Annotated in this window: 22 protein-coding genes; 16 read left to right on the forward strand and 6 right to left on the reverse strand. The window is 55.7% G+C overall.

What is annotated here, in order from left to right; all coding sequences use genetic code 11:
- Genes mnhG through WD823_RS07470 form a run of 10 tightly spaced genes read left to right on the forward strand, consistent with a single transcriptional unit; the run spans position 1 to position 7,917 of the window.
- The gene (gene mnhG / locus WD823_RS07425; RefSeq protein WP_368428856.1) at positions 1-315 is read left to right on the forward strand and encodes a monovalent cation/H(+) antiporter subunit G; all 315 of its coding nucleotides are present in this window, start codon (positions 1-3) and stop codon (positions 313-315) included.
- Positions 288-860 carry a DUF4040 domain-containing protein gene (locus WD823_RS07430; protein ID WP_368428857.1) on the forward strand — a complete coding sequence of 191 codons (573 nt, stop codon included), beginning with the start codon at positions 288-290 and terminating at the stop codon, positions 858-860. Before mnhG ends, WD823_RS07430 begins: the two co-directional genes overlap by 28 nt.
- On the forward strand, positions 857-1,279 hold the full coding sequence (locus WD823_RS07435) for a Na(+)/H(+) antiporter subunit B (protein ID WP_368428858.1): 423 nt from the start codon (positions 857-859) through the stop codon (positions 1,277-1,279). The genes WD823_RS07430 and WD823_RS07435 overlap by 4 nt, the downstream gene beginning before the upstream one ends.
- A gap of 4 nt (positions 1,280-1,283) precedes the next feature.
- Positions 1,284-1,643 carry a cation:proton antiporter subunit C gene (locus WD823_RS07440; protein ID WP_368428859.1) on the forward strand — a complete coding sequence of 120 codons (360 nt, stop codon included), beginning with the start codon at positions 1,284-1,286 and terminating at the stop codon, positions 1,641-1,643.
- On the forward strand, positions 1,640-3,130 hold the full coding sequence (locus tag WD823_RS07445) for a monovalent cation/H+ antiporter subunit D family protein (RefSeq protein WP_368428860.1): 1,491 nt from the start codon (positions 1,640-1,642) through the stop codon (positions 3,128-3,130). The genes WD823_RS07440 and WD823_RS07445 overlap by 4 nt, the downstream gene beginning before the upstream one ends.
- Positions 3,127-4,593, forward strand: a complete 1,467-nt coding sequence (locus WD823_RS07450; RefSeq protein WP_368428861.1) for a monovalent cation/H+ antiporter subunit D family protein — start codon at positions 3,127-3,129, stop codon at positions 4,591-4,593. Before WD823_RS07445 ends, WD823_RS07450 begins: the two co-directional genes overlap by 4 nt.
- The gene (locus WD823_RS07455) at positions 4,590-4,838 is read left to right on the forward strand and encodes a hypothetical protein (RefSeq protein ID WP_368428862.1); all 249 of its coding nucleotides are present in this window, start codon (positions 4,590-4,592) and stop codon (positions 4,836-4,838) included. Before WD823_RS07450 ends, WD823_RS07455 begins: the two co-directional genes overlap by 4 nt.
- Positions 4,825-6,522 (forward strand): Na(+)/H(+) antiporter subunit D, encoded by a 1,698-nt coding sequence (locus tag WD823_RS07460; RefSeq protein ID WP_368428863.1) that lies wholly within the window; start codon positions 4,825-4,827, stop codon positions 6,520-6,522. Before WD823_RS07455 ends, WD823_RS07460 begins: the two co-directional genes overlap by 14 nt.
- Before the next feature lie 31 nt (positions 6,523-6,553).
- Positions 6,554-7,399 carry a carboxylating nicotinate-nucleotide diphosphorylase gene (gene nadC, locus WD823_RS07465; protein WP_368428864.1) on the forward strand — a complete coding sequence of 282 codons (846 nt, stop codon included), beginning with the start codon at positions 6,554-6,556 and terminating at the stop codon, positions 7,397-7,399.
- 23 nt (positions 7,400-7,422) lie between these two features.
- Entirely contained in the window at positions 7,423-7,917 is a 495-nt protein-coding gene (locus tag WD823_RS07470) for a hypothetical protein (RefSeq protein ID WP_368428865.1), read from the forward strand.
- A 74-nt stretch (positions 7,918-7,991) separates the two neighbouring features.
- On the opposite strand, the gene WD823_RS07475 is transcribed toward WD823_RS07470, so the two are convergent.
- The 3 genes from WD823_RS07475 to rluD all read right to left on the reverse strand — a co-directional run bounded on the left by WD823_RS07475 (position 7,992) and on the right by rluD (position 10,835).
- Positions 7,992-8,876 (reverse strand): ZIP family metal transporter, encoded by an 885-nt coding sequence (locus tag WD823_RS07475; RefSeq protein WP_368428866.1) that lies wholly within the window; start codon positions 8,874-8,876, stop codon positions 7,992-7,994.
- A gap of 39 nt (positions 8,877-8,915) precedes the next feature.
- A complete protein-coding gene (pgeF, locus tag WD823_RS07480) occupies positions 8,916-9,683 on the reverse strand; it encodes a peptidoglycan editing factor PgeF (protein WP_368428867.1) in 768 nt (255 codons plus the stop codon).
- Positions 9,684-9,824: 141 nt separating this feature from the next.
- Entirely contained in the window at positions 9,825-10,835 is a 1,011-nt protein-coding gene (rluD, locus tag WD823_RS07485; RefSeq protein ID WP_368428868.1) for a 23S rRNA pseudouridine(1911/1915/1917) synthase RluD, read from the reverse strand.
- A gap of 81 nt (positions 10,836-10,916) precedes the next feature.
- On the opposite strand from rluD, the gene WD823_RS07490 reads away from it, so the two are divergent.
- On the forward strand, positions 10,917-11,696 hold the full coding sequence (locus tag WD823_RS07490) for an outer membrane protein assembly factor BamD (protein ID WP_368428869.1): 780 nt from the start codon (positions 10,917-10,919) through the stop codon (positions 11,694-11,696).
- A gap of 217 nt (positions 11,697-11,913) precedes the next feature.
- Here WD823_RS07490 and WD823_RS07495 read toward each other — a convergent pair whose 3' ends face one another.
- Positions 11,914-12,252, reverse strand: coding sequence for a P-II family nitrogen regulator (locus tag WD823_RS07495; RefSeq protein ID WP_368428870.1), 339 nt, complete (start codon positions 12,250-12,252; stop codon positions 11,914-11,916).
- A 40-nt stretch (positions 12,253-12,292) separates the two neighbouring features.
- Positions 12,293-13,957 carry an NAD+ synthase gene (locus tag WD823_RS07500; protein ID WP_368428871.1) on the reverse strand — a complete coding sequence of 555 codons (1,665 nt, stop codon included), beginning with the start codon at positions 13,955-13,957 and terminating at the stop codon, positions 12,293-12,295.
- Positions 13,958-14,493: 536 nt separating this feature from the next.
- Here WD823_RS07500 and WD823_RS07505 point away from each other — a divergent pair.
- The 5 genes from WD823_RS07505 to infA all read left to right on the forward strand — a co-directional run bounded on the left by WD823_RS07505 (position 14,494) and on the right by infA (position 17,802).
- Positions 14,494-15,654 carry a GNAT family N-acetyltransferase gene (locus WD823_RS07505; protein WP_368428872.1) on the forward strand — a complete coding sequence of 387 codons (1,161 nt, stop codon included), beginning with the start codon at positions 14,494-14,496 and terminating at the stop codon, positions 15,652-15,654.
- Positions 15,655-15,660: 6 nt separating this feature from the next.
- Positions 15,661-16,368, forward strand: coding sequence for a leucyl/phenylalanyl-tRNA--protein transferase (gene aat, locus WD823_RS07510; protein ID WP_368428873.1), 708 nt, complete (start codon positions 15,661-15,663; stop codon positions 16,366-16,368).
- A gap of 23 nt (positions 16,369-16,391) precedes the next feature.
- Entirely contained in the window at positions 16,392-17,126 is a 735-nt protein-coding gene (locus tag WD823_RS07515; protein WP_368428874.1) for an arginyltransferase, read from the forward strand.
- Between the two features lie 288 nt (positions 17,127-17,414).
- On the forward strand, positions 17,415-17,567 hold the full coding sequence (locus WD823_RS07520) for a hypothetical protein (RefSeq protein WP_368428875.1): 153 nt from the start codon (positions 17,415-17,417) through the stop codon (positions 17,565-17,567).
- Between the two features lie 16 nt (positions 17,568-17,583).
- A complete protein-coding gene (gene infA / locus WD823_RS07525; RefSeq protein ID WP_296673385.1) occupies positions 17,584-17,802 on the forward strand; it encodes a translation initiation factor IF-1 in 219 nt (72 codons plus the stop codon).
- 73 nt (positions 17,803-17,875) lie between these two features.
- On the opposite strand, the gene clpA is transcribed toward infA, so the two are convergent.
- On the reverse strand, positions 17,876-20,137 hold the full coding sequence (gene clpA / locus WD823_RS07530; protein ID WP_368428922.1) for an ATP-dependent Clp protease ATP-binding subunit ClpA: 2,262 nt from the start codon (positions 20,135-20,137) through the stop codon (positions 17,876-17,878).
- Positions 20,138-20,151: the final 14 nt, after the last annotated feature.

The raw sequence follows: 20,151 nt of genomic DNA on the forward strand, positions 1-20,151 counted from the left end.
ATGGATTTTACTTTAATCGTTACCGCTTTCTTCCTCTTTATGGGATGTTTCCTGGCCGTAACCGGCGGTATCGGCGTTCTGCGCATGCCGGACTTTTACACTCGTCTGCACCCGGCCGGTAAAAGCGACACACTCGCGCAAATATCCATTATGACAGGACTGATAATTTATTCCGGATTTACTCTGGTTAGCGCCAAGCTCATCCTGATAATGCTGTTCCTGCTGTTTACCGCGCCGACGGCGACTCACGCCGTCGCCAAGGCCGCACATGTGAGCGGGATAAAACCGTGGCAGTCAGGCGAACCAAGACGATGACCACGTATACATTAGACATCATCCTGCTCTTCCTGTTGGTCATTTCCGCGGTCGCCGCGATCTCGGTTCGCAGTTTGCTCGCCGCAAGCATGTTTCTGGCCATTTACAGTTTGCTGATGGCCCAGATTTGGGTTCACCTCCAAGCGGTTGACGTCGCCTTCACCGAAGCCGCCGTGGGCGCGGGCATCAGCACGGTCCTGCTGGTCGGGACGCTCGTATACATCAAAGCTGATGAAGTGCCGGCACCACTGGTCCACTGGCCGTCACTCGCGGCGGTTATGATCACGGGCGCCGTACTTATCTATGGAACACTCGATATGCCGCCGTTTGGAGATCCGACGGCACCGACAAACCTTCATGTCGCCCCCTATTATATCGCCCATTCCCTGGAGCAAACCCAGGTTCCGAATTTCGTTACCTCGGTGCTGGCGAGTTATCGCGGGTACGATACGTTGTTCGAGACAGCGGTTATTTTCACCGCCGGGATAAGTCTGATCCTGCTGCTTCGGCAGTCATCGAAACACAAGCGCAAGAAAAGATCATGAAAGAAAACCTTATTGTTCGTGAAGCGGCGCGGCTTTTAATTCCGTTCATCCTGCTTTTCGGTTTTTACGTCATCGCTCACGGTGAAATAAGCCCCGGGGGAGGGTTCCAGGGCGGAGTCATTCTGGCGTCCGCGTTTATCTTGTACACACTGGTATACGGCTCGAAGGATTCAGAACGGGTTTTGAGTTTCCGTGTGAGCGATCCGTTAGCGAGCCTTGGCGTATTGATTTATGCCGGTGTCGGGGTCGCAACCATGCTGCTGGGCGGGCTGTTTCTCGATTACAACGAATTGAACCCGGCCCACCCGCCGGCTGGACAGGCGCTGGGAATTTCCCTGGTCGAACTCGGAGTAGGAATTACCGTCTCGGCCGTAATGATTACCTTGTTTAATGAAATAACGCGCGCACTTCGCAAGTAAGAAAATGCAGTGGCTCGGACATTATAATTACTGGATTTACATCGCATTGATGATGATCGGCTTCTATGCCGTCATCGCCAAACCTAATCTCGTCAAAAAAGTCATCGGCCTGGGCCTGTTTCAGACGGCCGCATTCCTGCTGTACATCTCCATCGGCATGGTCGAAGGGGGGACAGCACCGATTGCCTGGGAGCACGCCATTCTGTATGTAAACCCCTTGCCGCACGTGTTGATATTGACCGCCATCGTGGTGGCCGTCAGCACCCTGGCGGTGGCATTGGCATTGTTGATCGCCATCAACAGGGCATACGGAACTGTTGAGTCAGATCAGATAGACGCGCAAAACATCAAATCCGGCCGATGATTGGTGACAACCTGCCTGTATTAATAGTGGTTGTGCCATTGCTGGCTGCCCTGGTGATTCCTTTGGTCAGAAAAGGAAATGTCGCCTGGTTCGTGGCAATGACGGCCTGTATCGCGGTATTCGCTGGCGCCATTGCATTGCTCGTTCGAGTAAGCGATCACGGCCCCATCAGCTATGCGTTGGGTAATTGGCCGCCACCCATCGGCATTGAGTATCGTGTAGACCGACTTAACTCATTCGTGCTGCTGATCGTATCCGGAATCAGCGTCGTGGTCACCCTATTTGCGCGCTTGAGCGTCGCGAAGGAAATCCCGGCTGATCGCATCCATTTTTTCTACAGCGCCTACCTCATGTGCATCACCGGTCTGCTCGGCATTACCATCACCGGTGACGCTTTCAATCTTTATGTCTTGCTCGAAATCTCCTCCCTGGCCACCTATACCCTGGTGGCGATGGGAACGCAACCCCACGCGTTGCGTGCCAGTTTCAATTATTTGGTGCTCGGCACGATTGGGGCGACCTTTCTCCTTATTGGCATCGGTCATCTTTACATGGCCACCGGTACGTTGAACATGCTCGATTTACAGCAGCGACTGCCTGATTTGATGGAAAGCCGCACGGTCCGATCGGGTTTCGCTTTCATCATTGTTGGCGCGAGTCTGAAATTGGCGTTGTTCCCGTTACACCTGTGGCTGCCGAATGCCTATACCCATGCGCCCTCTTCGGTAACCGCACTGCTGGCCGCCACCGCCACCAAGGTCGGGGCCTATATTCTGCTGCGCTTTCTGTTCACGATTTTTGGAATTGAATTCAGCTTCGGCACGTTACAAGCCGATAAAGTACTGCTGCTGGCGGCATCGGTTGCTGTCATCACGGGGTCTGTTATCGCCATACGCCAGGATAACATCAAGCGCATGCTCGCCTATTCCAGTATCGCGCAAATTGGTTATATCGCCCTCGGTATCGGATTGGCGTCCGTCACTGGCGTAACGGCCGGGATACTGCATCTGTTCAATCATGCCTTGATGAAGGGCGCCCTTTTTCTTGCCATCGGTTGTGTCGCCTACCGCGCGGGTCTGGTTAACATCGATTCAATCGCCGGCCTGGGTCGACGTATGCCGTGGACATTCGCCGCCTTCACGGCGGCGGGGTTGAGTCTTATCGGTATTCCATTAACTACCGGCTTCATCAGCAAGTGGTACCTGGTGCTCGCCGCTTTCGAAAAGGGCTGGTGGCCGATCGCCGTTCTCGTCTTAATCGGTTCATTGCTCGCGCTGGTCTACGTATGGCGCGTAGTCGAGTCGGCTTATTTTCGGCCGCTATTGAAAAGCGGGCGAAACATCAAAGAGGCACCGTTTCAGATGCTCGTACCTACATGGATCCTGGTACTGGCAAATATTTACTTTGGGATAAACACCGAACTCACGGTCGGCGCGGCGAATGAGTCGGCCATCATGCTGCTTGGGGCGATAACGGGTAACCCATGACACCCGATTCATTGATGATTCTGGCAACGGCGATACCGCTTGGCGGCGCCATTTTGATCGGCCTGAGCGGCCGGTGGCCCAATCTGCGTGAGGCGATAACGCTCACGACCGCGCTGGCGTTATTTGCCTGTGTCGCTGCGCTGGTTCCTGACGTCCTGGCCGGGGCACGGCCGAAATTGGAGATAGTCACGATTATGCCGGGACTGTTACTTTCGTTTGCCCTTGAACCGTTGGGAATGTTGTTTGCGATCGTTGCGTCTTTTCTCTGGATCATGAATTCCATTTACTCCATCGGTTACATGCGTGGAAACCGCGAATCGAATCAGACACGATTTTACGTTTACTTTGCCGTGGCGCTGTCCAGCACCATGGGTGTCGCCTTGTCCGGGAACTTGTTGACACTGTTTATTTTCTACGAGCTCCTGACGTTATCGACCTACCCGCTCGTTACCCATAAAGGCACTGACGAGGCGATTCGCGGTGGCCGGACTTACTTGGGTTTGCTGCTGACCACCTCGATCGGGTTTTTTCTGCTGGCCATCCTCTGGACCTGGAATCTCACCGGAACCCTTGAGTTCACGCCGGGTGGAATCCTGGCCGGACACGTCAACGACACCATGGTCGGTTTACTCCTGTTTCTGTACGTCTTCGGGATAGGAAAAGCCGCGCTGATGCCGCTGCATCGCTGGTTACCCGCAGCCATGGTGGCGCCCACACCGGTAAGCGCCCTGTTACATGCCGTGGCGGTGGTCAAGGCCGGGGTGTTCGCGGTCGTGAAAGTCATCGTCTATATCTTCGGCATCGATTTCTTGCGCGTTATTGAGAGCGACTGGCTCCTGTATATCGCCGGCGCGACCATTTTGATAGCTTCGCTCATTGCGCTGCGGCAGGACAATCTCAAGCTGAGGCTCGCGTATTCCACAGTGAGCCAGCTTTCCTATGTCATTCTGGCCGCGGCCATCCTGGCGCCGCTCTCGATCGTTGGAGCGGCGCTGCATATCGCCGTGCACGCCTTCGGCAAGATAACGTTGTTCTTCGCGGCCGGCTCGATCTATACCGCCAGCCATAAGATCCGCGTGAGCGAGCTGGACGGGATTGGCCGGCGCATGCCGTGGACCATGGGGGCGTTCGCGGTCGGCGCGCTCAGCATGATCGGCGTACCGCCGACGGCGGGGTTCGTGAGCAAATGGTACATCCTGCTGGCGGCCATGGAGACCGCCAACATGTTCGCGGTTGCCGTACTCATCGGGAGCACGCTGCTCACAGCCGCGTACTACCTGCCGATCGTTTATGCCGCCTTCTTCCGCAGTCCCGCGAAGGCTGGGCACGCCACGGCACATGGCGAGGCGCCGCTGTCGGTCGTGTTGGCAACGGTCGCCACCGCCATCCTGACGATATTGCTGTTCTGGTTTCCGGGGCTGCCGTTGCAACTGGCGGACGGGCTAACGGGAGGAAAACCATGATGCGGCGACTGCATTGGCTGGCGCGTCCCGGCAGTATTCGCAGGCTGTGGGTCGTGTTCATCGCGGTGCTGACGGCGACCGTGATCGCCGACCTCGTGATTCACCGGCATGCCTACTTCGTAACCGATGGCACGTTCGCCTTTTACGGTTGGTACGGGTTCGCGACCTGCGTGGGGCTGATCCTGATCGCGAAACTGCTTGGTGTAATGCTCAAGCGCAAGGATGATTACTATGATCAGCGCTGAGGTGGCATACCTTTTTCCTCCGGCTCTGATTTTGATTGTCGGCGCCCTCCTATTGCCAGCGGTGCGTGGTGTGGCACGCCACATCCTGGTCCTCGGGCTTCCGCTCGCCGCTCTGGCGATGATCTGGCGCGTGCCCGACGGGCCGGTGCTGTCCGCGCCGTTCCTCGATTACACCGTGGTTCCGCTCGCGGGCAGTAGCGTGGGCCGCCTGTTCGCCACCGTGTTCGCCCTCATGGCGTTCGCCGGCGGGTTGTTCGGCCTGAAACAATCGCGCCTGATCGAGCAGGTCGCGGCGCTGATCTACGCAGGCAGCGCCGTCGGCGTCGCGCTTTGCGGCGATCTGATCTCGTTGTTCGTTTACTGGGAGGTCATGGCGCTCGCCTCCACCGTGATCATCTGGTGCGCGGGAACGATCAATGCGTACCGCGCGAGCTTGCGTTACATCCTGATTCATTTGCTCGGCGGCGTGGTCCTCATGGCCGGCATCGTCGGTCATGTAGCCGATACCGGCTCCATTGCCTTCGTCGCCATGCAGCCCGACAGCACCGCGCACTGGCTGATACTGCTCGGGTTCCTGCTCAACGCCGGCGCGCCGCCGCTGTCGGCCTGGATACCCGATGCCTATCCCGAAGCCAGCCCGAGCGGCACCGTGTTCCTGTCGGCATTCACGACCAAGACGGCGGTGTTCGTGCTGTGGGTCGGCTTTCCCGGCGCGAGCGTACTAATTTACGTCGGGCTGTACATGATTTTCTACGGCATCATCTACGCGCTGCTCGAGAACGACATGCGCCGCATCCTCGCCTACAGCATCGTCAACCAGGTCGGCTTCATGGTTGCCGGCATCGGCGTTGGAACGGAGATGGCGCTCAATGGTGCTGCTGCTCACGCCTTTACCCATATTATCTACAAGGCGCTGCTGCTGATGTCCGCCGGAGCAGTGCTGTACATGACTGGCAAGCGCAAGTGCACTGATTTGGGTGGCTTGTTCCAGAACATGCCGGTCACCACCGTTTGTGGAATCATCGGCGCGTTGTCGATTTCAGCGTTTCCGTTGACATCGGGGTTCATCTCGAAAGCGATGATCTCACAGTCGGCCGCCGACGAACATCTGGTGATCACCTGGTTTCTGCTGGCCGCGGCGTCCGCCGGCGTATTTCTGCACGCGGGCATTAAGTTTCCCTGGTTCGTGTTCTTCCATAAGGATTCGGGGCTTCGACCGTCCGATCCGCCGCGTAACATGCAGTTGGCGATGCTGCTATTTTCATTCCTGTGCATCGGCATCGGGCTGTTCCCACAGTCCCTCTACGCGATTCTCCCATACGACGTTGACTACATTCCATACACGATGGATCACGTGGTATCGCATCTGCAATTGTTGCTGTTCGCCGGACTTGCCTTCTTCGTTCTGCTGCCGCAGATGCAGCGCACGCGCACGATTAGCCTCGATTTCGACTGGCTGTACCGGCGCGCGGGTTCTCTTCTAATTCACCGCGGAGATGCACTGCTGGTGTCTCTGTGCAGTGCATGGCATGCATCGGCAATGAGGCTTGGGCACAAACTATTCCCGGCACCCAACGCACGTAACACACTAAACCGTCCGAGGGCGGCGCGAAGCTCAATTGGAACGTTCGTCCTGCTAACGACGCTGATGCTGCTCGCCTACCTGATCCTCGATCTGTTCTAATACAGTGATTGTTGTCACGTGAGATGATCCTATGCAACGGGCGCTGCTCGACGAAATTCAGGAAACCGTACGCCGCGCGCTCGCGGAGGATATCGGTTCTGGCGACCTCACTGCCGGTCTGATCTCCACCGTAACGCGTATCAACGCGTGCGTTATGACACGTGAGGAAGCGGTCCTGTGCGGTCAAATGTGGTTCGACGAAGTATTTCACCAGATCGACGCGGCAATCAAGGTTCAGTGGCGCATGCACGACGGCGACTTAATTCAGGCCGGGCAGACAATATGCGACTTGGGTGGCCCGGCACGCGGTATTCTTACCGGCGAACGCACGGCGCTTAATTTTCTGCAACTGCTCTCCGCCACCGCCACGCGCACCCGTCAATACGTGGAAGCCGTTCGCGGAACCCAGGCTGTCATTCTCGATACGCGCAAAACCCTGCCTGGGTTGCGCAAAACTCAGAAGTACGCGGTTGTCTGCGGCGGCGGCCGGAATCACCGGCTTGGGCTTTATGACGGTATCCTGGTCAAGGAAAACCACATCGCCGCCGCGGGCTCCATTTCGGCGGCATTGCAGGCGGCGCGTTATTCCGCGCCGAAAGACATTGATGTCGAAATCGAAGTGGAAAGTATTTCTCGGTTGCGCGAGGCCTTGCGGGCCGGCGCGGATCACTTGCTGCTCGACAATTTTTCCCTAGAGGATCTCAGAAGCGCCGTCAAGGAAACGCGCGGCCGGGCGCGGCTGGAAGCTTCTGGCGGGATTACCCTGGCTAACATCCGCGCTGTCGCGGATTGCGGGGTCGATTACATCTCCGTCGGGGATATTACAAAAAACCTTGATGCGATAGACCTGTCTCTGCGTTTTTCTCCTGGCGCATGAAACAGAGAAAATAGGCGGGCGATATGCCGCGACAATTTATTCTTGCATCGCTGATTGCTGTATTAATCGCCTTCGCGGTTTACACCAGCCAGTCCCGGATGACGCTGGAAGCGAAAAACACGGGACCGCCATCCTCTGTCGCGACACTGACCAAGCAGGATGGCCGTTATCTATTCAATATCGTGCTGCATACCCCGGAAGAAATTGCCGGAATGCTGGCTCGTGCCGAGCAACTGGCGACCGCCGCCCCGGCGGGTAATCCGCGTGTAGGCATTGCATTGGTGCTGCACGGCCCTGAAATCGACATCTTCGCGAGAAGGAATTACGGAAAATTTCAACCGCTGGTGGATTTGGCGGCACGGCTTGATGCCGCGAACATCATCGATGTAAAGATGTGCGTCACCGAAATGCAACTGCGGGATATCGGGAAAGAGGATATTCCCGCTTTTATCGATCTCGTCCCCTTCGGACCGGATGAGGAAGAACGCTTGCGTCGCAGCGGTTATGTTTATTTATAGAATCTCCACGAGACAGAACGCGCGCGCGGGCAAAATGCCCTGATATGGCACCGCGTGCCGTGATCCGCGCTCAATCAGTGCAGCATGGCTTGCATGATTGAGATTACGCCAATACCGCATGCAATGAGCATGATTTGCTGCAACGTGGCGCTGAATTCAGGACGCTTGTGCAAGCCGGGAATGAGATCCGCGACCGAGATATAGATAAAACTGGACGCGGCGACGGCAAGCACGTACGGCACGAGCTGGTTCGCGAGTGACAGGGAAAAATATGCCACCACGCCGCCCATGACGGTCGTCAGACTGGTCAGGATGTTGTAAATCAAAGCCCGCGACCGGCTGTATCCGCTGTGGAGCAGAATGGCGAAATCCCCGAGTTCTTGCGGGATTTCGTGCGCGATCACGGCGATGCTCGTGACTACTCCCAGGCGGATGTCGGTAAGAAAAGCCGCGGCGATCAACACGCCATCCACCATATTATGAATGCCGTCTCCGATCAGAATGAGATTTCCCGTCGCCTTTCTGCGCACATCGTCCATGTCCGGCAGAGGCAAGCCTTTTGATTCCGTTCCACCTTCACCCGGAATGGCGGCGCTTCCATGGACATCGGTCGCTCCCGGCATCCCGCCTCCCGCGACATTAGTGCTTCCATGCACGTCACAATCGTCGATGTGGCAGTGCCGCCAGATCACCATTTTTTCAAGCAGGAAAAAAACCAAAATGCCGCACAACACCGTGAGCATGATCGTATGGGCGTCGATACCCGGCGTTTCAAACGCATGCGGAAGAATGGCGAGAAACGCCGCCCCGAGCAGGGTACCGATCGCGAAGCTGACCATGGGTGAGAGCAAACGGGCACGCAAGCGTTCCGGCAACAGCAAAAAGGCGGCGGCCGCAAGAACGCTGAGCACGCCGCCCAACACCGTGAAGGCGATGATCCAGAGAATCAGGGGGTTCACATTTCAGAAATTGCCTGGCAAAGAAGCGGTGATCATAGCCTAACGCTCGCTTTTATCCAGCCATATCAGTGCAGCCATCCGTCCACTAACGCCATCACGACGATGGGAGTAAAACAGGTTTTGCTCGCGAAACGCGCAGCGCAAACCCCCGTAAATTTCGCTGACTCCCTGGGCATGCAGGCGCTGCCGGGCGATGTCATACAAATCGGCAAGCCAGCGACCCCGGCGGTTGGGAACGGGCGTGAAAGCCCCCGCTAAATCCCTGTCAATGTCGACGAAGGTCTTTCGGACTTCATCACCCACTGCATATGCCGAAGGACCAATGGCCGGACCAAGCCAGGCGAGAAGATTGGCGGACGGCAACTGAAACTTCCGCAAACCTTCTTCAATTACCCCCGCCGCGAGCCCGCGCCAACCGGCATGCAGCAGGCCAATCCGCGTCGCACGCCGGTCACACAGAAATATCGGCAAACAGTCGGCGATGAGAACCGCGCAAACCACGCCTGCCGTGCTGGTGATGCAACCATCCGCCTCCTCGCCGGGACCGGCATCGAACGCGTCAATCACGCGACCGCCGTGTTTTTGATTGAGCCACAACGGCTCAGCGGGAAGCCTCAGAACTTCCCTCAACAGCGCGCGATTGCGCCGGACATTACCGGGCTCATCGCCGACACGATTGCTGAGATTAAACGAGGCGTAGGGACCGAAACTGAAACCGCCGTTGCGCGTCGTGGTTAGCGCTTTTACCTGCGCAGACGCCGGCCAGTCGGGAAATATGAATTCGAGGGTGTTGAGCACGGCAACCATAATATATCGATTACCTTTCCTCCTGCTGAAGTATTATCAACCAGAATAGCGAATGTGTCGCCGGTTGGCGCGTAGCTGTAAAATACACCGATATATCAGAGGGAATTGTTCCAGGCGACATAGGGTCATATCCAGTTGAAACTAATTGGAGCGTAGCCTCGAATCCCGCGTCAGCATCTCCATCAATTCACTCATGTCACGCGGAACCGAGGTAACCCATTGGGTCCGTTTTCCCGTTTCAGGATGAAGCAAAGACAGTTTCAGCGCATGCAGCGCCTGGCGCCTGAAGCGGTGCAGCGCATCCTTGAGTGCACCGCTGGCACCGGCCGGTATTTTGAGCCGTCCACCATACACGGGATCGCCTACCACGGGATAATGCAGGTGCGCCATATGGACGCGAATCTGGTGCGTACGCCCGGATTCAAGCTTTACCTGCACCAGCGTGTGCGCGCGGTATTTTTTCAGCACACGGTAATGACTCACCGCGGGTTTGCCGCGGCTGCTGACCGCCATGCGTACACGCTGTGTGCGATGCCGGCCAATCGGAGCATTGATCGTGCCGCCCGAGATCATCACTCCATTTACTATTGCCAGGTATACGCGTTCGACCGATCGTTCTTGAAGCTGCTTAATGAGTTTCTGGCGAACAGTCTCCTTTTTGGCAACCACCATCAATCCTGAAGTATCCTTATCCAACCGGTGAACGATTCCGGCACGCGGGAGTTCAGCCAGGCCGGGAACATGATTGAGCAGTGCATTCAGCAGGGTCCCGCTTGGGTTTCCCGCGCCCGGATGCACCACCAGTCCCGGCGGTTTGTCGATGACCAGGATATCCGGGTCTTCGTAAACGATCGCAAGGGGTATATCCTGAGCCATCCAACCGGCATCCGTCGGTGGCGGTACCTGAATCCGGATTAAATCACCCGCGATTGCCGCAGCGCGTGGTGAAAGAAGAGAAGACGGGCGTGACGCAGGCGACGGGATGCCGGCGGCGGTTGTCGGCGAATGCGAAACCTCCACACGACCTTCCCTGATCCATTTCTGCAGGCGTGATCGTGTTACCTCCGGGAACAGCCTGGCCAACGCTTTGTCGAGCCGCATGCCGGCAAATTCACGAGGAATCCGGGCTGTGAGTTCATTTTTCTTGTTCATGTCCGCCGCCGTCTATCCGGCAATGTAAAATCGGGTTAAGCTGGTCATGACTTTAAACTTTGTTTCGAGGTTAGCCAAATCATGCGCCGTGACGTTTTTTATATTGCTGTACTCTCCGTCATCGTAATTATCTCCGGTTGCGCCGGAATTACCGAAGATCCCACAAAAAAATGGTCTCAGGAGCGCTTCTACCGGGAGGCACGGGAAAAAATGATGGATGGGGCTTACGAAGATGCCATCAAGTACTTCGAAACTTTGGAGGCGCGCTTTCCCTACGGCCGCTACTCCGAACAGGCACAGCTTGAAATCGCTTATGCCTATTACAAATACGATGAACCGGCGCTGGCTATCGCCGCAGCAGACCGATTTATCCGCTTGCACCCCACCCATCCGAACGTGGATTACGCCTATTACCTCAAAGGCCTGGTGAATTTCCGCGGCGAGCGGGGTATCGTCAACTGGCTGCTCGGCAGCAGCGACGACCTCACCGATCGTGACCCGAAGTCGGCCCGCGAATCATACAATGCCTTCCGCGAAGTGGTGGATCGCTTTCCCAACAGCCGTTACGCGAAGGACGCGCAGCAACGCATGGCGTATCTGTACGATGCGCAGGCTAAATACGAAACCCAGGTGGCGCGTTTCTACTACGAACGGGATCTGCATGTCGCCGCCATTAACCGCAGTAAATACGCGTTGGAGAATTATCCGCGCACACCAGCGACAGAAGACGCGCTTGGCATCATGGCGTTGTCTTACCAAAAGATGGGTATTACCCAGTTATACGACGACACCCTGCGAATACTGAAAAAGAACTTCCCGCAAAGTCATTATCTCAAAACACTGCGCGCATCCGCGGATTAGTGAACGACCGACTGTGGATTTTCCGTGAACAACGCGACCGCGCGTTCGCGCCCATTTTTTTGACTGAGATAGCGGAACACTGTCGGATTGAGTGTGCCGAGGGACACCTCGGAGAACAACGGAAATATTAAAAATGTGGCAGCTGGCCTTGGCAACAGCCGGTATGCAACGACCATTTGCGAGAACGCCCCGGCCGACGTGGACAACCGCCGCGTATTCAAATCGCGTCAGGGCCCTGTTCACCGGTGCGAATGCGGATCACCTGCTCTATGTCGGTGACAAATATTTTCCCGTCGCCGATCTTTCCGGTACGCGCGGCGTTGGATATGGCCTCAATACACCGGTCCAGCATATTATCGGCCACAACGAGTTCAATTCTCACCTTGGGCAGGAAATCGACAACATACTCGGCCCCGCGGTAGAGTTCCGTATGGCCTTTTTGCCTACCGAAGCCTTTCACTTCGGTCACGGTTAAACCGCTCACACCCGATTCCGTTAAAGCTTCGCGGACATCATCGAGCTTGAAGGGTTTTATGATTGCTTCGATTTTTTTCATTTCTGAAACCTCAGGTTAAGTCACAAATGCCTGTTTAGAATTAGATACCGCCCCGGTCGGAACCGTCCTGTTTGGTTGTGCTTCCGTTTCTGAATCCGGATGTAATGGGGTAACGCCGGTCTCGACCAAAAGCACGCGGCGTGATGCGCACGCCGGGCGCGGCTTGCCGGCGCTTGTATTCATTGCTATCGACCAAACGGATCACTTCGTGCACGGTTTTTTCGTCAAATCCCGCCGCAATAATATCATCCGCCGAGTGGTCTAGCTCCACATAACGTTCCAGAATCGGGTCCAGCACCGGATAGGGTGGCAGGTTATCCGTGTCCTTTTGGTTCGGCGCCAGTTCCGCCGTGGGTGGGCGTTCAAATACTCGGCGAGGAATAACGTCCTGTAGCGCATTGCGGTATTCGGCAAGACGGTAAACCAGCGTTTTGGGTACATCCTTGATGGCGGAAAACCCTCCCGCCATGTCGCCGTAGAGCGTGGCATAGCCGACCGACATTTCGCTTTTATTGCCCGTTGTCAAAAGCATTTTACGTGTTTTATTGGAAATCGCCATCAGCAAGTTCCCGCGGATCCGCGCCTGGATATTTTCCTCGGTAGCGTCCCGTTTCAATCCCCTGAACTCCACTTCGAGCGCACGTAAAAAAGATTCGAACAGGTTATCGATGGGGATTAAACTGAATTTCACGCCCAACGTATTTGCCTGCGCACGCGCATCTTCGAGGCTCATCGGCGAAGTGTACTGTGAAGGCATCATAACGGCCTCGACACATGTTGCGCCGATGGCGTCCACGGCAATGCACAGCGTAAGCGCTGAATCAATTCCCCCCGAAAGTCCGACGATTGCCCTGGTGAAACCGTTCTTTCCAATATAGTCGCGGACACCGAGCACCAGCGCGGAATACACGCTCGCTTCCTCGGAAAGATCGGGCGTGATCCGTCCGGGGACGGGATTGGGCTGATCGCCCGTTTCTATTTCCACCAGATATAATCCTTCCTCGAACGCAGGTGCGCGCTGGGTCATGTTACCCCGCCCATCCACCACAAATGAATTACCGTCAAACACCAATTCATCCTGACCACCGACCAGATTCAGATACAGGATCGGCACGGAATTCGCTTGTGCTCGGAGGGCGACAATGCCGAATCGCTCCTTTCCCCTGTTTTTGTGATAGGGTGATGCATTCAAGTTGATCATGAGTTTTGCGCCCGCATTGGCCGCCTGTTCCACCGGACCCTGCTCCCACACGTCCTCGCAGATGGTGATGCCGACCGGCACATTGCCCAGTTCCATCACGCAGGAATCAACTCCCGCGGCGAAGTATCGCTTTTCATCGAATACACCGTAGTTGGGAAGACAATGCTTGAAATAGGTCGCTTCGATTTTCCCTCCACGCAGCAGTGACGCCGCGTTGTACAGTTTCCCGTATTGACGCTTGGGATATCCGACGAGCACGTCAATGCCGTGAATATTCTTGAGCATTTCTCCCAGGGCCAGTTCGACTCGCTCTGAAAGCTCGGGGCGCAATAGCAAATCTTCGGGAGGGTAACCGGTGAGGGCCAGTTCGGGAAAAACAACCAGATCTGCCTTGAGTTCGTCGCGCGCCTTTCCCGCCGCTGTGATCATCTTGGCGGCGTTGCCGTGGATATCACCCACCAGCAGGTTAAGTTGACCAAGTGCAATGCGTAGAAGCTGTCTCATCAATTTCCGCGATTCCGGCGACCAAGTAGCGCTATTGGCGAAAAAAGGCGTTGATAATTTTCCATTAATAGGAATAGCGTAAATATTACTCGGGTATGAATGCTTGACATTAAATCGAACAATAAATTTTTTAAACAGCGACAAATTGAGCGCAATTTAGCACATGATCCACCTCTGATCCCATGCGTAACACCAGGTCTCCATCGTGTTCAATTGTGCACCATGCCCGCCGCATATGCGCCGGACACAATACCGAAAGCAGCGTAAACGTGGGTGCCTGGAATGGCATGTGAAAGGTTACTGAAAGAGCCAATCCCGTAGGCTTCTATAACTAATCGTCCAGACCAGAACTCCCGCGTTGTTCGGTGTCGTGATTCACCAAAATGCCTATCAACTGAAAGGAACCCGAGATGTGTATCAAAGTCAACCGCCAGGCACGGTCTGTGCTCGCTTGTCTCTGTACCGTTGGGGGTGGTATCACCGGTTCGAGCGATAACACGATTTATACTTTTTTCCTCCAAGTTTAGAATGAATACATGCATGTCAGCGTTGTTGAATCCCTGGAGAATATTTCTCCCTCCGACTGGAATAAGCTCTCTGACGGATCAAATCCGTTTGTCCGTCATGAGTTTTTGTCAGCACTGGAATCGGCTGGTTGTGTCGGTGGAAAAACAGGCTGGGTACCACATCATCTCGTGATCCATGACAAGGGGCCTTTCACCGGCCGGCTGATCGGTGCCGCACCCGCGTATCTGAAAACACATTCCTACGGAGAATACGTATTCGACTGGGCATGGGCCGATGCCTACGAGCGATACGGGCACCAATACTATCCGAAATTGGTTATCAGTGTGCCATTCACGCCCGTGACGGGTCCTCGACTATTGGTTGCCGCCGATGCCGATAAATTGAAGGTCAAAAAAGGCTTGATAGAGGGCGCGGTTTCTCTCATGCAGAAATACGGAACCTCGTCACTGCATTGGCTCTTTATCACACGTGAAGATTCTGACCTGCTCGATGAGACCGGACACATGCTCCGCAGCGGATATCAGTTTCGCTGGAATAATCCCGGCTATCGCGATTTTGATGATTTTCTGTCCACTTTCACGGCGCAGAAACGCAAAAAAATAAAACGCGAGCGACGCCACGTGAAAGAAGCGAAAATATCCATGGAAGTGCTTACCGGTTCCGCGATCAGGAAACTCCACTGGGATACTTTCTACGAATTTTATCTTTCCACGGTTCATGCACACGGTGCGATTCCCTATCTCACACGCGAATTTTTCCTTAAGCTGGGTGACGCCATGCGCGATTCAATCGTTCTGGTACTCGCGCGCCGCGTAACACACTATGTGGCCTGTGCGCTTTATTTTAGGGGCTCGGAAACACTGTACGGGCGTTACTGGGGATGCCGGGGCGACTATCATAGCCTGCATTTTGAGACCTGCTATTATGCCGCGATCGAATACGCCATTGCGCAGGGATTCAAACATATTGAGGCCGGCGCCCAGGGCGAACACAAGCTCGCGCGCGGTTTCGAACCGGTGATCACTCGCTCGGCACATCGTTTGGCGCATCCGCAGTTTCGGGATGCTGTCGAGAATTACCTCGCCCGGGAACGTTTAAACGTTTCCGCTTACGTGGACGAATTAAATGAGCATGCGCCTTTTAGAAGGATAATAGCCGCTGAGGAATAGCGTCACATGTTCATCCTGCAACCCGGTACCGCTGACCTGCGTTTTCCGCCGGTGGAGCTGGCGTCGCCCGAAGGATTGCTTGCCGTGGGCGGAGATCTAGGGGCTGAGCGCCTGCTCGAAGCCTATCGTCACGGGATATTTCCCTGGTTCAACGCGGGACAGCCAATTCTGTGGTGGTCGCCGGACCCGCGCGTGGTCTTGTTTCCCGCGAAATTGCATGTCTCTCACAGCCTGCGTAAAACCTTGCGTCAGAAAAGCTTTGAAGTGACGCTCGACTCGGCATTCCGCGATGTCATTCAAGGCTGCGCGCATCCGCGACGCAAGTATCCCGGTGGCGGGACATGGATCACACCGGAGATGATCGAAGCTTATTGCGTTTTGCATGAGCGGAGACTGGCTCATTCCGTGGAAACCTGGCGGGAAGGAAAATTGGTCGGCGGGCTGTATGGTGTGGCGCTGGGAAATGCCTTTTTTGGTGAGTCCATGTTCAGCCAGAAGGCGGATGCATCCAAAGTGGCATTTGCGCATCTCGTGCGGCAACTCGATGACTGGGGATATGACTTTATCGATTGCCAGCTGCCTTCAAATCATCTTTTTAAATTGGGTGCCGAGGAAATACGCCGGCGTGATTTCATGTCACGCCTGGAGGCGGCGCTCCAGCGCCCTAATCGATCGGGACGCTGGTGCTTTGATACAAATGTGGTAAAACCTTAGCGTCGACCACCAGCCTTTATGCCATGACAACCCGTCACAATCCGCCGGAAATATTCCTGTCCATGCCGCATCCGTGCAGCTATCTCCCCGGACGTACGGCGACTTCGCTTTTTCTTGATCCCCGACAACCGCTCAATAGCCAGCAATACGCCGGTTTCATGCGCCTGGGTTTTCGTCGCAGTGGCGACCTTATCTACCGCCCGCATTGCCGGGAGTGCCGCGCCTGCATTCCGGTTCGTATCCCGGTAGATCGTTTTCATCCCGATCGCGGGCAGCGGCGTGTCTGGAGACGGAATCAGGATTTATCCATGGTGTCGCATCCCCCGATCTATAACCAGGAGCATTTCGATCTGTATCAGCGTTATCAAGCCATGCGCCACCCCGGCGGCGGCATGGATGACCCCGATCCCCAGAAATACATCAACTTCCTCGGTTCAAGAAGCATTCGCACTGTTTTCTATGAAATGAGACACCTGGATAAACTTCTGGGTGTGGCCGTGACCGATGTCCTTCCGGACGGACTCTCGGCGGTATATACCTTTTTTGATCCGGCAGAAAAGCGCCGCTCTCTCGGTTCATACGCCGTGTTATGGCAGATTGAACTCGCCAGGCAACAGCGATTCCCATGGTTGTACCTTGGCTACTGGATCAAGGATTGCCGGAAAATGGCCTACAAAGGCAATTACCACCCGCTAGAAATTTTGCAAGACGGCCTGTGGATCGAAGCACAATCCGCCCATAAGGGAACAGGCGCATAATCTGCTGTACCCGTCATGGCACGCTCGTTGCGACCTGCCAACTGGACGCCGGCACATCCGCAAGACCGCAACCAGATGCTCGATTTTCTATGCCGGCTTTGCGTGACATGATCGTCCGGCAAATCTGACGTCAGCCTCACCGCGAACGGGTAGGTCTCTCCAGCCTATCGTTTTGGTTATCGCCTTGAGAGGAAGGTCTTCAAGGCGCTTTACGCACACACCGGACTACGGCATGATACGCTGCCAATAATTGATCCGGCACGAATGCTATTGAAACGAAGGCAACCTATGCAAATGGCTTACTTTGGTTTTCGTGGTGCCGGATCAATAATTAAAACTCTTAAGATTGCCTGTTATTGCGGCGGCAAGGCGTCTTATAATCAAGTCCCGATCCTGTTTATCGGGGTCGGCAATTCAGATGGATTTATGCCGCCGCAATAACGGCATAGGACGGCGTGTGGCGAAAGAAGAGCATATTGAAATGGAGGGAACCATCACCGAAACCCTTCCCAACACCCTGTTTCGGGTCAAGCTCGACAACGGACACATCGTGACCGCCCACATTTCCGGAAAAATGCGCAAGAACTATATCCGCATACTCACCGGCGACCGGGTCACGGTTCAGCTCACGCCTTACGATCTCACCAAGGGCCGTATTACCTTCCGCGCCCGGTAGGCATCGTTAGAAAACCCCGCCGTAACGGCACAAGGCGCACAGCAGGTGACGTCGTAGCCGAGATAGGACGGAATCAGGCGGGTGTTTTATCGGTCGTCGGAATGAAGTCGAACTTCAGTTCGTCCTCTTTCGCCGTAATCTTGACGTGACCGCCCGAGGCCAGGCTGCCAAACAGTAACTCGTTCGCCAGTGACTTTTTGACCCGTTCCTGGATCAGTCGCGCCATCGGGCGTGCGCCCATGGACGGATCGTAACCGCGCTTGGCTAGCCAGGCGCGGGCGGCATTATCAAGTTCGACGGTGACATGCTTGTCCGCGAGTTGTGCCTCGAGCTCAAGAATAAACTTGTCTACCACATGCCCAATGGTCGTTTCATCGAGCGGCTTGAACTGGATGATCGCGTCCAGGCGATTGCGGAATTCAGGCGTGAACAGGCGTTTGATCTCCTGCATCTCGTCGCCAAGATGATCCTGCTTGGTGAAACCGATACTCGAACGGCTTAAACGATCAGCCCCGGCGTTGGTGGTCATCACCAGGATTACGTTGCGAAAGTCGGCCTTGCGACCGTTGTTATCCGTCAGCGTCCCGTGATCCATGACCTGCAACAGCAGGTTGAAGACGTCCGGATGCGCCTTCTCGACCTCATCGAGCAGCAGTACCGAATGTGGATGCTTTACGATCGCCTCGGTCAGCAATCCGCCCTGGTCGAAGCCGACGTAACCGGGTGGCGCGCCGATCAGGCGTGAAACGGTGTGCCGCTCCATGTATTCCGACATATCAAAACGGATGAGTTCCAGCCCCAGGATCCGCGCCAGCTGGCGCGTCACCTCGGTCTTGCCGACGCCCGTGGGACCCGAAAAGAGATAGGAGCCGACCGGTTTTTCCGGATGCCCCAGCCCGGAGCGCGACATTTTGATCGCGGCCGATAGCGCTTCAATCGCCTCATCCTGCCCGAACACCACCATCTTGAGATCGCGCACGAGCGTCTTCAGCGCCTCGCGGTCGGATGTCGATACGGTCTTGGGCGGAATGCGCGCCATCTTGGCGACAATTTCCTCGATGTCATGCACGCCGATTGTCTTTTTTCTCCGGCTCGGCGGGAGCAGATGCTGACCGGCGCCGGCCTCGTCGATGACATCGATCGCCTTGTCCGGCAGGTGCCGGTCATTGATATAACGGTTCGCCAATTCCACTGCGCTGCGCAGCGCCTGTAATGTGTAGCGTACGCCATGATGGCGCTCGAAGCGGTTCTTCAGGCCGCGGAGAATTTCCACGGTTTCCTCCACAGACGGTTCAGTGACATCGATCTTCTGGAATCGGCGCGAAAGCGCCCGGTCTTTCTCGAAGATATTGCGGTATTCCTGGTATGTAGTCGAACCGATGCACTTGAGATCGCCGGAAGCAAGAACCGGTTTCAGAAGATTCGATGCGTCCATGGCGCCGCCCGATGCCGCGCCCGCCCCGATGATGGTGTGGATTTCGTCAATGAATAATACCGCGTTGTCCTGCTTCTTCAGTTGATGTAATACCGCCTTCAACCGCTTTTCAAAATCGCCGCGATACTTGGTACCGGCGAGCAACGAACCCATGTCGAGCGCATAAATCGTGCTTTGTGCCAGCACGTCAGGAACTTCGCTGTCGACAATTTTCTTCGCGAGGCCCTCGGCAATGGCGGTTTTGCCCACGCCGGCTTCACCGACAAACAGCGGATTGTTCTTGCGGCGGCGGCACAGCACCTGGATGGTACGTTCCACCTCCCGGCTGCGCCCGATCAATGGATCGATTTTTCCGGCCCTGGCCTGTTCGTTGAGATTGATGCAGAACACATCCAGCGGGCTACGCTCCGCAGACGCGCCCTCCTCGCTTTCTTCCTGAGCCGGCAGCTCATTCTGACTCTCACCAGGCACTTTCGAAATGCCGTGCGATACGAAATTGACGATATCGAACCGACTGATGTTCTGCTTGTGCAGGAAATACACGGCGTGCGATTCCTTCTCGCCAAAAATCGCGATCAAAACGTTCGCGCCGGTTACTTCCTTCTTGCCCACGCCCTGAACGTGCAACACGGCACGCTGAATCACGCGTTGAAAACCAATGGTAGGCTGGGTGTCAATCTTGCTGCCGGAGGCCAGCTTGGGTACGTTCTCCTCGAGAAAAGCATTGAGGCTGCGCCGGAGTTCCTCGATGTTTCCGCCACAGGCGCGCAGCACGCGAGCCGCTGATGGATTATCGAGCAATGCCGCCAGCAGATGCTCCACGGTGATGAATTCGTGGCGCTTTTCGCGCGCGTTCTGGAACGCATTGTTTAAAGAAAACTCAAGCTCTTGGGACAACATACCACCGCCTCCGG

Origin of the sequence: Sulfuricaulis sp. (assembly GCF_040901545.1) — a bacterium.
Taxonomy (GTDB): Bacteria; Pseudomonadota; Gammaproteobacteria; order Acidiferrobacterales; family Sulfurifustaceae; genus Sulfuricaulis.

What these genes read in the sequence shown, in the direction of transcription:
- WD823_RS07495 (WP_368428870.1), bottom strand. Translation starts at nt 12,252, where the DNA reads ATGAAAAAAATCGAAGCAATCATAAAACCCTTCAAGCTCGATGATGTC.
- WD823_RS07445 (WP_368428860.1), top strand. Translation starts at nt 1,640, where the DNA reads ATGATTGGTGACAACCTGCCTGTATTAATAGTGGTTGTGCCATTGCTG.
- WD823_RS07470 (WP_368428865.1), top strand. Translation starts at nt 7,423, where the DNA reads ATGCCGCGACAATTTATTCTTGCATCGCTGATTGCTGTATTAATCGCC.
- WD823_RS07455 (WP_368428862.1), top strand. Translation starts at nt 4,590, where the DNA reads ATGATGCGGCGACTGCATTGGCTGGCGCGTCCCGGCAGTATTCGCAGG.
- WD823_RS07450 (WP_368428861.1), top strand. Translation starts at nt 3,127, where the DNA reads ATGACACCCGATTCATTGATGATTCTGGCAACGGCGATACCGCTTGGC.
- WD823_RS07520 (WP_368428875.1), top strand. Translation starts at nt 17,415, where the DNA reads ATGCAAATGGCTTACTTTGGTTTTCGTGGTGCCGGATCAATAATTAAA.
- WD823_RS07490 (WP_368428869.1), top strand. Translation starts at nt 10,917, where the DNA reads ATGCGCCGTGACGTTTTTTATATTGCTGTACTCTCCGTCATCGTAATT.
- WD823_RS07500 (WP_368428871.1), bottom strand. Translation starts at nt 13,957, where the DNA reads ATGAGACAGCTTCTACGCATTGCACTTGGTCAACTTAACCTGCTGGTG.
- mnhG (WP_368428856.1), top strand. Translation starts at nt 1, where the DNA reads ATGGATTTTACTTTAATCGTTACCGCTTTCTTCCTCTTTATGGGATGT.
- nadC (WP_368428864.1), top strand. Translation starts at nt 6,554, where the DNA reads ATGCAACGGGCGCTGCTCGACGAAATTCAGGAAACCGTACGCCGCGCG.
- WD823_RS07435 (WP_368428858.1), top strand. Translation starts at nt 857, where the DNA reads ATGAAAGAAAACCTTATTGTTCGTGAAGCGGCGCGGCTTTTAATTCCG.
- rluD (WP_368428868.1), bottom strand. Translation starts at nt 10,835, where the DNA reads ATGAACAAGAAAAATGAACTCACAGCCCGGATTCCTCGTGAATTTGCC.
- WD823_RS07460 (WP_368428863.1), top strand. Translation starts at nt 4,825, where the DNA reads ATGATCAGCGCTGAGGTGGCATACCTTTTTCCTCCGGCTCTGATTTTG.
- clpA (WP_368428922.1), bottom strand. Translation starts at nt 20,137, where the DNA reads ATGTTGTCCCAAGAGCTTGAGTTTTCTTTAAACAATGCGTTCCAGAAC.
- pgeF (WP_368428867.1), bottom strand. Translation starts at nt 9,683, where the DNA reads ATGGTTGCCGTGCTCAACACCCTCGAATTCATATTTCCCGACTGGCCG.
- WD823_RS07440 (WP_368428859.1), top strand. Translation starts at nt 1,284, where the DNA reads ATGCAGTGGCTCGGACATTATAATTACTGGATTTACATCGCATTGATG.
- aat (WP_368428873.1), top strand. Translation starts at nt 15,661, where the DNA reads ATGTTCATCCTGCAACCCGGTACCGCTGACCTGCGTTTTCCGCCGGTG.
- WD823_RS07505 (WP_368428872.1), top strand. Translation starts at nt 14,494, where the DNA reads ATGCATGTCAGCGTTGTTGAATCCCTGGAGAATATTTCTCCCTCCGAC.
- WD823_RS07515 (WP_368428874.1), top strand. Translation starts at nt 16,392, where the DNA reads ATGACAACCCGTCACAATCCGCCGGAAATATTCCTGTCCATGCCGCAT.